The organism is Bradyrhizobium sp. USDA 4451 (genome assembly GCF_054822585.1).
In genome coordinates this window covers 2811985-2825000 of sequence record NZ_JBTRCH010000001.1, presented here as the reverse complement: position 1 = coordinate 2825000, position 13016 = coordinate 2811985, and the positions used below count along the sequence as shown (strand labels likewise).

Annotated in this window: 10 protein-coding genes and 1 rRNA gene (1 of these 11 running past the window's edge); 6 read left to right on the top strand and 5 right to left on the bottom strand. The window is 63.4% G+C overall.

The genetic code is table 11. The features are described from left to right. Positions 1–1447: ribosomal RNA gene (locus ACVMB0_RS13020) — 16S ribosomal RNA — on the bottom strand; it reaches 42 nt to the left of the window's first position. A 1003-nt stretch (positions 1448–2450) separates the two neighbouring features. On the opposite strand from ACVMB0_RS13020, the gene ACVMB0_RS13015 reads away from it, so the two are divergent. Both ACVMB0_RS13015 and ACVMB0_RS13010 read left to right on the top strand, forming a co-directional pair. Further along, entirely contained in the window at positions 2451–4520 is a 2070-nt protein-coding gene (locus ACVMB0_RS13015) for a peptidoglycan DD-metalloendopeptidase family protein (protein ID WP_461346489.1), read from the top strand. 104 nt (positions 4521–4624) lie between these two features. Next, the gene (locus ACVMB0_RS13010) at positions 4625–4882 is read left to right on the top strand and encodes a hypothetical protein (protein WP_461346488.1); all 258 of its coding nucleotides are present in this window, start codon (positions 4625–4627) and stop codon (positions 4880–4882) included. Positions 4883–4889: 7 nt separating this feature from the next. Here the strand turns inward: ACVMB0_RS13010 and ACVMB0_RS13005 are convergent, their stop codons facing one another. The 3 genes from ACVMB0_RS13005 to ACVMB0_RS12995 form a co-directional block, all read right to left on the bottom strand. After that, complete coding sequence (locus tag ACVMB0_RS13005; RefSeq protein WP_461346487.1) at positions 4890–5051, bottom strand: hypothetical protein; 162 nt, start codon at positions 5049–5051, stop codon at positions 4890–4892. Between the two features lie 98 nt (positions 5052–5149). Further along, positions 5150–7801, bottom strand: coding sequence for an ATP-dependent chaperone ClpB (clpB, locus tag ACVMB0_RS13000; RefSeq protein ID WP_461346486.1), 2652 nt, complete (start codon positions 7799–7801; stop codon positions 5150–5152). A 189-nt stretch (positions 7802–7990) separates the two neighbouring features. Then, the gene (locus tag ACVMB0_RS12995; RefSeq protein ID WP_461346485.1) at positions 7991–8554 is read right to left on the bottom strand and encodes a helix-turn-helix domain-containing protein; all 564 of its coding nucleotides are present in this window, start codon (positions 8552–8554) and stop codon (positions 7991–7993) included. A 56-nt stretch (positions 8555–8610) separates the two neighbouring features. On the opposite strand from ACVMB0_RS12995, the gene ACVMB0_RS12990 reads away from it, so the two are divergent. The 3 genes from ACVMB0_RS12990 to ACVMB0_RS12980 all read left to right on the top strand — a co-directional run bounded on the left by ACVMB0_RS12990 (position 8611) and on the right by ACVMB0_RS12980 (position 11032). Further along, complete coding sequence (locus tag ACVMB0_RS12990; RefSeq protein WP_461346484.1) at positions 8611–9126, top strand: GNAT family N-acetyltransferase; 516 nt, start codon at positions 8611–8613, stop codon at positions 9124–9126. A 56-nt stretch (positions 9127–9182) separates the two neighbouring features. Continuing rightward, complete coding sequence (locus ACVMB0_RS12985) at positions 9183–9965, top strand: MOSC domain-containing protein (RefSeq protein WP_461346483.1); 783 nt, start codon at positions 9183–9185, stop codon at positions 9963–9965. A gap of 146 nt (positions 9966–10111) precedes the next feature. Next, a complete protein-coding gene (locus ACVMB0_RS12980; protein WP_461346482.1) occupies positions 10112–11032 on the top strand; it encodes a YARHG domain-containing protein in 921 nt (306 codons plus the stop codon). 83 nt (positions 11033–11115) lie between these two features. Here ACVMB0_RS12980 and ACVMB0_RS12975 read toward each other — a convergent pair whose 3' ends face one another. Continuing rightward, complete coding sequence (locus tag ACVMB0_RS12975) at positions 11116–11787, bottom strand: TIGR02594 family protein (RefSeq protein ID WP_461346481.1); 672 nt, start codon at positions 11785–11787, stop codon at positions 11116–11118. A gap of 244 nt (positions 11788–12031) precedes the next feature. Between ACVMB0_RS12975 and ACVMB0_RS12970 the strand changes: the two genes are divergently transcribed. Continuing rightward, positions 12032–12904: an alpha/beta fold hydrolase gene (locus ACVMB0_RS12970; protein WP_461346480.1), complete on the top strand. Its 873-nt coding sequence runs from the start codon at positions 12032–12034 to the stop codon at positions 12902–12904. The last annotated feature ends 112 nt before the right edge of the window (positions 12905–13016 follow it).

The window sequence follows — 13016 nt, the reverse complement described above, 5'->3', positions numbered from 1 at the left end:
TTACGACTTCACCCCAGTCGCTGACCCTACCGTGGCCGGCTGCCCCCTTTCGGTTAGCGCACCGTCTTCAGGTAAAACCAACTCCCATGGTGTGACGGGCGGTGTGTACAAGGCCCGGGAACGTATTCACCGTGGCGTGCTGATCCACGATTACTAGCGATTCCAACTTCATGGGCTCGAGTTGCAGAGCCCAATCCGAACTGAGACGGCTTTTTGAGATTTGCGAAGGGTCGCCCCTTAGCATCCCATTGTCACCGCCATTGTAGCACGTGTGTAGCCCAGCCCGTAAGGGCCATGAGGACTTGACGTCATCCCCACCTTCCTCGCGGCTTATCACCGGCAGTCTCCTTAGAGTGCTCAACTAAATGGTAGCAACTAAGGACGGGGGTTGCGCTCGTTGCGGGACTTAACCCAACATCTCACGACACGAGCTGACGACAGCCATGCAGCACCTGTCTCCGGTCCAGCCGAACTGAAGAACTCCGTCTCTGGAGTCCGCGACCGGGATGTCAAGGGCTGGTAAGGTTCTGCGCGTTGCGTCGAATTAAACCACATGCTCCACCGCTTGTGCGGGCCCCCGTCAATTCCTTTGAGTTTTAATCTTGCGACCGTACTCCCCAGGCGGAATGCTTAAAGCGTTAGCTGCGCCACTAGTGAGTAAACCCACTAACGGCTGGCATTCATCGTTTACGGCGTGGACTACCAGGGTATCTAATCCTGTTTGCTCCCCACGCTTTCGTGCCTCAGCGTCAGTATCGGGCCAGTGAGCCGCCTTCGCCACTGGTGTTCTTGCGAATATCTACGAATTTCACCTCTACACTCGCAGTTCCACTCACCTCTCCCGAACTCAAGATCTTCAGTATCAAAGGCAGTTCTGGAGTTGAGCTCCAGGATTTCACCCCTGACTTAAAGACCCGCCTACGCACCCTTTACGCCCAGTGATTCCGAGCAACGCTAGCCCCCTTCGTATTACCGCGGCTGCTGGCACGAAGTTAGCCGGGGCTTATTCTTGCGGTACCGTCATTATCTTCCCGCACAAAAGAGCTTTACAACCCTAGGGCCTTCATCACTCACGCGGCATGGCTGGATCAGGCTTGCGCCCATTGTCCAATATTCCCCACTGCTGCCTCCCGTAGGAGTTTGGGCCGTGTCTCAGTCCCAATGTGGCTGATCATCCTCTCAGACCAGCTACTGATCGTCGCCTTGGTGAGCCATTACCTCACCAACTAGCTAATCAGACGCGGGCCGATCTTTCGGCGATAAATCTTTCCCCGTAAGGGCTTATCCGGTATTAGCTGAAGTTTCCCTCAGTTGTTCCGAACCAAAAGGTACGTTCCCACGCGTTACTCACCCGTCTGCCGCTGACATATTGCTATGCCCGCTCGACTTGCATGTGTTAAGCCTGCCGCCAGCGTTCGCTCTGAGCCAGGATCAAACTCTCAAGTTGGACTTGAAACCTTTGAACCGGCTGATCACAACGTTTGACGAGGTCCCACCATTCTTCGTCGACCGAAGTCAACGAGCCGCCTGCGATTCACATCGTTGGCAGCGATGGTGTAACCTTTAAACGTGTACCGCCGAAGTCTTTCGTCCACTCTCAGAAATCAAAAGCCGAAGCTTTCGAGTACTCCGAGAGACGCAAGGACTCCGCCGTCCACGTTTCTCTTTCTTCATCTTCACTTGTCAAACAGCCCGGGATCAGACGACCCCACACCCTTAGAGGGTGGTTCTACCCTTCACCGGCAGACAGTGAACCTCAACCGATTGTTGTCGGCTGTTGTGTCACTCATCTAGGTGAGGAGCATCAGAGGCGCGTTCGCTCGCCTTGGTCAGTGACCCGGCGGCGCCGCGCTCAGTGGTTGGTTTATAGTCCCCACCCCTCCGGATTGTCAACGCCCATTGTCAACAAATCGTCGCACGCCCAAATCCGTTGTGCAGCGCGAAGAAATTCTCGTGCTTTCCGTGGCTTAGGTCGGCGGTAAAAATTCGCCACCGAACCCGCTTGGTAAAAAACTTCAAAAAAAGTTTGTCCCCGGGGAGCCCGTCAGGCCCGTCGGAACGGGTTCCAAGCCGCTCCAGGTGGGGCTGCGGCACCGGCCCGTCTCAGGAAACTTTTCCACCCTAAATGCCGCACTTGAGCCACAATCCTGCGACGTTCTGGCTATAAGAGATGCACTGAACCGCTCGTAACCTGTGGGGGCACGGGGGGTTTTTCTGGGGACCAGGCGATTTCTTCGAGAACCAGTCGCCTCTTTCCTACGCGGCCGAGCAATATCGAGAGATCTGCACACCATTGATGTTCGAGCGTGCGGCCGGCGAATGGCCTTCGTCTCTTCGACATCGATGCGTGTGGCTCGCCACGCTGCCGGGATTCCTCCTCGGAGGATCAAGGTGGAGATGAGGACGAGCAGAGGACGATCGCAGTTGCTGGAATTTGGGGGGATGCAGGGTTGAGCCAACGGGCGTCACGCGGAAGCGGCATTGGGCGCGAGACCGGGATGATCGATCTCGGTCACGAACCGCCGCTTTCGGTCGACGGCACCGAGGCCGCGGTGATCGATCGCCGCCGTGTCTCCGTACAATGGTTCAGCGGCACCATTCTCACCGGACTCTGTGGCGCGGCCCTGATCGGCGGCGCCGTTTTTGCGTCGCTCGACGGCGAGATGACCTTCGCCAAGGTGCCGGAGCGCGTCGAAGGCGCGCTGCGCGGCGCCTTCACCGGCACCGATCGCGTCGTCAGCCTGCACAAGGGTGACCGCCTGCCGCCGCCGAGCGAATCCTCCGCCTCGCGCAGCCTGGTGCGCGTCTCGACCGTGACCCGTGTCGGCAATCGCGACGTGATGCGGGTGCGGCCCTTCATCCGGATTTCCGGCAATCTCTCGATGACCACGAGCGATCTGTCGTCCAAGATACCGCCGTTCAATGCACAGCGACTGTTGACCGATGTCGGCTCCGACACGCCGACGGCGGCCGAGGATCCGAATGCGGCCGATGCCGCCGAGCCGGACGCCGAGGTCTCTTTCGTCACCAGGGATCTCGGATCGGTGCTGCCGAAGGCCAAGCTCGCCGCCGGCGTCGGGCTCGACGACATCCTGATGCGGGTGCGCGACGCCGCCAATTGGCGCGGCTCCGGCAGTTCAGTGCGCTACGCCTCGCTGGCCAATGCCACGGCCGACGCAAGCGGCGCCGGGCCCGACATGCGGATGGCTTACGCTACCGAGGGCAACACCTCCGATCCCTATGCCGGCTTCGAGACCCGCGTGGTGCCGGAAAATGTCACCCTGCTGCCGAAGACCAAGGAGCAGGTCACCGGCGGCAATCCGGTCGGTGAACGGGTCCATGTCGTCAAGAAGGGCGACAGCATCACCTCGATCCTGCGCGATCAGGGCGCGACATCAGACGAGGCGAAGGCGATTGCCGCAACGCTCGGCCCGCGCGGCCGCGACGGCGGCCTGAAGGAAGGCCAGAAGGTGCGGATCCTGATGGCGCCGGCAGCTCCCGGACCGAATGTCAGGCTGCAGCCCTATCGCGTCGTCGTCGCCAACGATTCCGTGGTCGAAGCCGTCGCCGCACTGTCCGATCTCGGCAAATACGTCGCCGTCGACGTGCAGAGCATGAACACCACGACCGACACCGCCGACAATTCCAGCGACGATGACGAGGATGATGGCAGCGGCGTGCGGCTCTATCAGAGCATTTACGAGACCGCGCTGCGCAACAAGGTGCCGCCGAGCGTCATCGAGGACATGGTCAAGATCTACTCCTACGACGTCGACTTCCAGCGCAAGGTGCAGCCCGGAGATTCCTTCGACGTGTTCTTTGCCGGCGAGGACGAAGGCGTCACCAGCACCGAAAAGACCGAAGTGCTCTACGCTGCGCTGACGGTCGGCGGCGAAACCAAGAAATACTACCGCTTCCAGAGCTCGGACGACGGCCTCGTCGACTACTATGACGAGACCGGCAAGAGCGCGAAGAAGTTCCTGGTGCGCAAGCCGGTCAACAACGCGATCATGCGTTCGGGCTTCGGCGGCCGCCGCCACCCGATCCTCGGCTATGTGAAGATGCACACCGGCGTCGACTGGGCCACCGCCTACGGCACGCCGATCTTCGCCTCCGGCAACGGCGTGCTCGAGAAAGTCGGATACGAGGGCGGTTACGGCAAATATATCCGCATGAAGCATGCCAATGGCTACGAGACGGCCTACGGCCACATGTCGGCCTTCGCCAAGGGCATGGAGATCGGCAAGAAGGTGCGGCAGGGCCAGGTGATCGGCTTCGTCGGCTCGACCGGCCAGTCGACCGGCCCACACGTCCATTACGAAATCCTGGTCAACGGCCGGTTCGTCGACCCGATGCGCGTGAAACTGCCGCGCGGCCGTTCGCTCGAAGGCCCGATGCTGGCGAGCTTCGAACAGGCCCGCGACAAGATCGAAGCCCAGATGTCCAGCCGCGGCAGCTCGCGCATCGTCTCGGATGCCACGAGCTCGACGTCGCAGACCCGCTCCACCACCAACCGCTAACGGCGGAACCTGCTTCAGGCCGTTCCGGACGGAACGATCCGCCGCCGATTCGGCTTGTCCCGGCCAAGGCCCCCTTCAAAATCCCCCTTGCAGAGGAGGAGCGCATGGCCAGCCTCACCCGTGATGATGTGCTGAAAGCCGTCGGCAACGCCGACGACGTCACGATCGCGAGAATCATCGCATCCGGAGCGACCCCCGCCGAGCTTGCCGAGGCAAAGGCCTGGCTCGCCAATGACGAACCGCTGATCAATGACGGCAGGCCGCTGGCCACGGGCCGCGCGCGCGAGCTGGTCGATATCCTCTCCGAGCTGGAGCCCGTCGAGGATGACGACCCCTCACCGCCGATCGTCCCGCAGGAGTGACGGTGCTTTACGGTGCAAGGCTCGCGCAGATCAGGAAGACGATTCCGATCGCGGTCAGCCCGAACGCGACGGCCGCGAGCGGCAGCAGCATGTCGATCGTGGCATGGGTGCTGTTGATCGTGCTGCCCCAGACCGCGAATTCGCCCCTTCGGCCGAAATCCGGCCCCAAGAATCAGGCCGCCAGACAGGAACCCCGTCGCGGCGGCTGTCGAATGCCCGCGGATGCGGCCCGTCGCCAGGCCGCATCCAGTTTCGTGACTGAAATGCTCAGTTCAGCTTGCGCTTCGAGACCGGGGCGTCGAACTGCACGATCTCGGCGGTTTTGGAGACCTGACCGTTGAAGGTCAGCACGTTGCCCTTCACCGAGATCAGCACGCGATCGCCGTCCTTGACCTCGCCGGCGAGGATCATCTCGGCCAGCGGATCCTGCACGTTGCGCTGGATCACCCGCTTCAACGGACGGGCGCCGTAAGCCGGATCCCAGCCCTTCTCCGCGAGCCAGTCCCGCGCCTTGGCGTCGAGCGTCAGCTCGATCTTGCGATCCTCGAGCAGCTTGGTGAGCCGCGCGAACTGGATCTCGACGATGCGGCCCATCTCGCTGCGCTGCAGCCGGTGGAACAGGATGATCTCGTCGATGCGGTTCAGGAATTCCGGCCTGAAATGCGCCCGCACGACGCCCATCACCTGATCGCGGACCTCAGCAGTGTCCTCGCCTTCCGGTTGATTCACCAGGAATTCCGAACCGAGGTTCGAGGTCATGATGATCAGCGTGTTGCGGAAATCGACGGTGCGGCCCTGACCATCGGTCAGGCGGCCGTCATCGAGCACCTGCAACAGCACGTTGAAGACGTCGGGATGCGCCTTCTCGATCTCGTCGAAAAGCACGACCTGGTAGGGCCGGCGCCGCACGGCTTCGGTCAATGCACCACCCTCGTCGTAGCCGACATAGCCGGGAGGCGCGCCGATCAGCCGCGAGACCGAGTGCTTCTCCATGAACTCCGACATGTCGAGGCGGACCATCGCGGTCTCGTCGTTGAACAGGTCAGCGGCGAGCGCCTTGGTCAGCTCGGTCTTGCCGACGCCGGTCGGCCCCAGGAACATGAACGAGCCGGTCGGCCGGTTCGGATCCTGCAGGCCGGCCCGGGCACGACGCACCGCGGTTGCCACCGCACGCACGGCTTCGGCCTGGCCGACGACGCGCTTGGCGAGTGCGTCCTCCATTCTCAGGAGCTTGTCCTTTTCGCCCTCGAGCATCTTGTCGACCGGCACGCCGGTCCAGCGCGAAACGACCTGCGCGATGTGGTTGGCGGTGACCGCCTCCTCCATCATCTCGCCGCCGTTCGGCTTGCTGCTTTCGGCTGCCTCGATATCGGCGAGCTTCCGTTCCAGCTCGGGGATCCGGCCATAGGCCAGCTCGCCCGCCTTCTGGAATTCGCCGCGCCGCTGCGCATTGGCCAATTCGACGCGGAGCGCATCGAGTTCGCTCTTCAGCTTCTGGGCGTTGGAGAGCTTGTTCTTCTCCGCGCTCCAGCGCGCCGTCAAAGCGGTCGACCGCTCCTCGAGGCCGGCGAGCTCCTTCTCCAGCGTCTGCAAGCGGCTCTTCGAGCCGGCATCGCTCTCCTTCTTCAGCGCCTCCTGCTCGATCTTGAGCCGGATGATGTCGCGATCCAGCGAATCGAGCTCCTCAGGCTTGGAATCGACCTGCATCTTCAGCCGCGCCGCCGCCTCGTCCATCAGGTCGATGGCCTTGTCGGGCAGGAAGCGGTCGGTGATGTAGCGGTTCGACAGCGTGGTCGCGGCCACCAGCGCCGAGTCGGTGATGCGCACGCCGTGATGCTGCTCGTACTTGTCCTTCAGGCCGCGCAGGATCGAGATGGTGTCCTCGACCGTCGGCTCGCTGACATAGATCGGCTGGAACCGGCGGGCCAGCGCGGCATCCTTCTCGACATGCTTGCGGTACTCGTCGAGCGTGGTCGCACCGATACAGTGCAGCTCACCGCGCGCGAGCGCCGGCTTCAACAGGTTGGACGCATCCATCGCGCCGTCGGTCTTGCCGGCACCGATCAGCGTGTGCATCTCGTCGATGAACAGGATGATGCCGCCCTCGGCGGTCGAGACCTCCTGCAGCACGGATTTCAGCCGCTCCTCGAACTCGCCGCGATATTTCGCGCCGGCGATCAAAGCGCCCATGTCGAGCGACAGCAGCTTCTTGTCCTTCAGGCTCTCCGGCACGTCGCCGTTGAGGATGCGCAGCGCCAGGCCCTCGACGATCGCGGTCTTGCCGACGCCGGGCTCGCCGATCAGGACGGGATTGTTCTTGGTCCGCCGCGACAGCACCTGGATGGTGCGGCGGATCTCCTCGTCGCGGCCGATCACGGGATCGAGCTTGCCGTCGCGCGCAGCCTGGGTGAGGTCGCGGGCATATTTCTTCAGCGCGTCATAGGCATTCTCGGCGGTCGCGCTATCGGCGGTGCGGCCCTTGCGCAGCGCTTCGATCGCCGCGTTCAGGTTCTGCGCCGTGACGCCACCCTTGCTCAGGATATTCGCAGCCTCGCTGCCCTTCTCGAGCGTGAGCCCGAGCAGCAGCCGCTCGACTGTGACAAAGCTATCGCCGGCCTTGTCGGCGGCCTTTTCCGCCGCATCGAAGGCGCGCGCCAGCTCCGGCGACAGGTAGACCTGTCCGGCACCGTTGCCCGAGACCTTCGGCAGCTTGTTCAGTGCCTCTTCAGTCGATTTCAGGATCGCTCTGGAATTGCCGCCAGCACGGTCGATCAGACCGCCGGCGAGCCCCTCATTGTCGTCCAGCAGCACCTTCAACAGATGCAGCGGTGAGAACTGCTGGTGACCGTCGCGCATTGCGAGCGATTGGGCAGACTGGATGAATCCGCGCGCGCGCTCGGTGTACTTCTCGATGTTCATTCGTTTTCCCTCGGCCTGCCGTCGTCACCCATGCAGGCATGACAACAGCATCTTCATTGGGTTTCCGCGGGCCGCGTTGACGTTCCTCAACCAGCCTCTGGTCGTCGCCATCATTTTTCAGGCTTGCCGCAGATGTGGGCACTTGGTTCCAAAACGGAAGAGCCACTCTGCGATTTCGCCTGTTCGATCTCAGCGCCGCACGATGGCGACAAGGTAGCGGCAAGGCTGAGCAGTTTCGTTACGGAAGACGATGTCGGACGGCGGGCCGAGCTCGACGCGGTCGCCCGCGGCGAGCTCATGGCGCTCCGCGCCTTCCATCAAGGTGAGGCGGCCGCTGATCACCCAGACCACCTGACGGATCAAGTGATAGGCGCTGGCGGGGAAGCCGGCCTCCTGATTGGCGGGCAGCTCGACCTCGACCAGCTCCAGCGGATGGGCCGGATGCAGGAACACCTGGCGCCGCAGATAGGCCGCCTTGGGATCGCGCCACACCGGCTGATCCTTGGCCCGCTGCAGACGCGCATGGCCTGCGGCAACCTCGAACAACGCGGCCATGGTCAGACCATAGGCCGTGGCGATCCGCGATAACGTCGCCGCGGTCGGGCTGGCCTCCGCACGCTCGATCTTGCTCAGCATGGCCTTGGACACGCCGGCCCGCCCGGCGAGTTCCGCCAGCGACCAGCCGCGCCCTTCCCGTTCGGCGCGAACCCGCCGCCCGAGAGCCTCATCGGCCTTGTCTTCTATAATTGACATACCGTCTTATATAGTAGACGATGGGGTCCATTCAAGCGGCTTGTCGAGGAAGACCAATGATTATCCGCCCCGCCACGGAGCAGGACATCCCTGCGATCACCGCGATCTTCAATGAGGCGGTCGTCAACTCGAACGCGATCTGGACGGAGAAGCAAGATTCCGAGGCCGAGCGGCTGGCCTGGATGAAGGCCCGGCTGGCGCTGGGCTACCCGGTGCTGGTCGCGGCCGAGGGGCCTGTGGTGCTTGGGTATGGCACGTTCGGCGACTTCCGGACCTTCCCGGGGTACCGCTACAGCGTGGAGCACAGCGTCTATATCCATGCCGACCATCGCGGCCGCGGGCTCGGCCGCCTCATCGTCGATGAGCTGATCGCCGCAGCCACCGCGCTCGGCAAGCATGTCATGATCGCCGGTATCGACGGCGGCAATCCCGCCTCGCTCAGGCTGCACGCGCAGCTGGGCTTCGTCGAGGTCGCAAGGATGCCGGAGGTCGGACGCAAGTTCGGCCGCTGGCTCGAACTCGTGTTCATGCAGCGCGTGCTGGACATGCCAGGCGCGGCGCGGCCCGACTAGCTGCCTCACCGCTCCCGGCAGTTCTCCCAGCCCGCCAAACAGGCTAGAGCGGACGGATGGACACGACGCACACCTCCTCCGCCCGGATCACCGGCATCTACCGCTACCCCGTGAAGGGTCTGACGCCCGAGGCCCTGCCCCGTGCAGAGCTCAAGGTCGGCGAGACGCTGCGCTCGGATCGCCGTTACGCGATCGAGAACGGCCCGAGCGGGTTCGATCCGTCGGCGCCGACATGGCTGGCGAAGCCGCATTTTCTGATGCTGCAACGGGACGAGTGGCTGGCGCCGCTGCGCGCCCATTTCGACGATGACAGCCACGTGCTGACGCTGCGCCGGGACGGCGCGATGCTGGCCCAGGGCGACCTCGAGACGGAAGCCGGCCGTGCGGCGATCGAGCGCTATTTCGCCGACGGTCATGCCGGCCAGATCAAGGGACCGCCGAAGGTGCTGGTCAGCCCGGGCCACAGCTTCTCCGACGTGCCGCGCAAGGTGGTCTCGATCATCAACCTGGCGAGCCTGCGGGCGATCGAAGAGATGGTGCACGCGCCGGTGCATCCGCTGCGCTTCCGCGCCAATCTCTATGTCGAGGGCTGGCCGGCCTGGCATGAGGCGAGCCTGCTCGACCAGACCATTGCGATCGGCAGTGCACGGGCAAAAGTTGTGAAGCGGATCACACGCTGTGCCGCGGTCAATGTCGATCCCGATACCGGCGCGCGCGATCTCTCGGTCCCGAACACGCTGATGCAGCGCTTCGGCAACAATGAATGCGGCATCTACGCCGAGATCATCAGCGACGGCGGCGCGGCGGTCGGCGACACCATTGCTGCGGAACCGCAGTAAGTCACGGTCCGCTCCGTATTCCTTGAACACGCATAGACGCGGATCGCATTGCAATGTTCGGTTGCGTGAAATAGACTTCACCCGACATTTTGAATTGCAGCAAAATTTGTCGAAATTGATTGCACGGGGTTGCCATGAGCATGATCATGGTTTCGTACCGGCGGGTCGATCAGGACACAGCGGGCCGCATCGCAGACCATCTGATCGAGAAGTACGGCGAGAAGTCCGTCTTCTTCGACGTCAACAGCATTCGCACCGGCGCCAACTTCGTCGACCGAATCGCCAAGGCCATCATCGCCTGCGACATCGTCATCGCCGTGATCGGCCCGCACTGGACCGGCAAGAGCGATGACGGGAAGCCTACGCGCCTGGAGGATCCCAATGATTCCGTGCGCTTCGAGATCGAGACGGCGCTGAAGCACAACAAGACGCTGCTGCCGCTGCTGGTGAACGGCGCAACCATGCCGGAGGCAGCCGAGCTGCCGGAATCGCTTCGCTTCCTGCACTTCTGCAACGCGGCCCGAGTCGACTCCGGTCAGGATTTCCGCATGCACATGGCCCGCCTGATCGACACGATCAACGAGGTCCTGAGCGAAGCCGGACAATCGCCACTGCGCGAGGTTTCGCCGATCAGGCGCTACTGGACGTACGGCGCAGGCGTCGCCGCCGCGGCGTTGGCGCTGGCGGTCTGGACCGTCGGGCCCGCGTTCGAGCATACGGTGGTGACGTCGGGCGGACAGGACGATCAGAGCACCGTGGGGCGCACGACGCCGCCCGCCGTGCCGGCCTCGGTCACGCAGCGCGCCAAGGCGCATGACGGCTTCCTCTTCCCTGATTCCGATCGGCGATTTCTCACCGACGCCGATCTCAAGGACATGTCGGCGATCGAGCTGCGCGTCGCGCGGAACGAGATTTTCGCGCGGCATGGCCGGTTCTTCAAGGATCAGGTGCTGGCGAACTACTTCTCGCAATTCGCCTGGTATCAACCCGCCGCGGTCGAAGTCCCCTTGAGCAACCTCGAGGCCACCAACGTCGATACGATCGAGGCGAAGGAGCACGAGAAGTGAAGCCAGCCGGCAGCGCCGACTGACCTCGTGCCGCGAATAGCCACCTCTGCCACATCCCCCGGGGAGAGATAGATGATCCTGCCTCAGTTCGTCGGCATCACATAGGCGTAGATCCGGCCGCGCGAGACCGGCAGCTCGCGGACGCGATGGCTGGTGTTGCCCGAGATCATGATCGGATTGCCCTTGGCGTCGACCCCGGTGATGATGCCGACATGGCCGCCGCCGCGGCGGCCCATCACGGCGATGGCGCCGACCTGCGGTCCGGAGACGCGCGTACCGTATTTGGCGAACGAGCTCGCCATGTCGGAGCCGGTGCCGCGGTGACCGGTCTGCTGCAGCACCATGTTCATGAAGCGCGCGCACCACAGGCTGGAGCGGCCGGTCGGGTTGCCGCCGCCGAGATAGCGGCGCGCCGCGGCGACGATGCCGGACGAGCCGAAGCCGCCCGCCATGCTCACGCCGCCGGTGTTGGGCACGGCTTCGGCGTTGCCCGGCAATACCGCGGCATTGGCCTCGGCGAAATCATCCGGCTGCATCCGCCGTTCGCGGCGCTCGGCGCGCGACAGCCGCACTCCGTGCCGATAGTGCTGATGACCAGCGTGACGCGCGTGATGGCCGGCATGGGCCGAATGCGCGTGACGCGAATGATGCGGACGGGCGGATGCCGGAGCGGCGGAGATCACGGCAAGGGTGAGCGAACACAGAGCCAGCGCCAAAACACGAAGCGACCGGCGATACGCAAGCAACTGAACCATACTTCTCGAGATCCTCTGCAACGCCCCCCCAACTCCCCGTCGCGTTCCCCTGCAATTCCCCTGGAAAACGCGGCGATGGTTTTGAAAATCCGGATGTGGCGAGAGGAAGATTTGATGCGGCGCTGCGGAAACGATTTCTGGGTCATTCCGGGCAAATTCCATGACGAAAATAGTCGGAACTGCCGCATTGCAGCCGCGGAAATTAATTGCAAATCTCGGGCCGGCCAACGAGAGGAGAATTCCAATGCCCTACGCCACCACGAAAGATCATGTCCGCCTCTATTTCGAGGAGGCAGGACACGGCTCCCCGATCATCTTCCTGCACGAGTTCGCAGCCGATCACACCAATTGGGAGCCGCAGATGCGCTACTTCTCGCGCGGCCACCGCTGCATCGCCTATTCCGCGCGCGGCTACACGCCGTCCGACGTGCCGGCGAGTGCCGAGGTCTACACCTACAAGCACTTCTACACCGACGCGCTTGCGGTGCTCGATCATCTCGGCATCGCAAGTGCGCATTTCATCGGCCTGTCGATGGGCTCCTATTCGTCGCTGCAAGTCGCCCTCAACGCGCCGGAGCGTGTGCTGTCGATGACGCTCGCCGCGGTCGGCTCCGGCTCGTCGCTCGAGACCCTCGAAGCCTTCCGCGCGCAGTGTCGCGCCAATGCCGAGCAGTACGAGACCATCGGTTCGGTCGAGGTCGCCAAGGTGACGCGTGAGGCGCCGAGCCGGATTCCCTTCCTGGTGAAGGACCCGCGCGGCCATGCCGACTTCTACGCCGCGCTCGCCCGCCACGATGCCAAGGGCTCGGCCAACACGATGCGCAGCTTTCAAGGCGGCCGGCCCTCAATCTACACCATGACCGACGCCATCAGGCGCGCCGCGACGCCGGCGCTGATCCTGTGCGGCGACGAGGACGACAATTGCATCGCGCCCAGCCTGTTCCTGAAGCAGCATCTGCCGGCCGCCGGGCTGTCGTTGTTCCCGAAGTCGGGCCATGTGCTCAATCTCGAGGAGCCGGCGCTGTTCAACGAGATGGTGGAGCGCTTCATCGCGCTGGTCGAGGCCGGCCGCTGGACGGTGCGCGATCCGAGGTCGCTGGTGGCGGCGCCGGTTTGAGCCGTCATTCCGGGGCACGCGAAGCGTGAACCCGGAATCCATTAGGCCGCAGACTCCATGGATGAATGGATTCCGGGTTCGATGCTGCGCATCGCCCCGGAATGACGAAAGT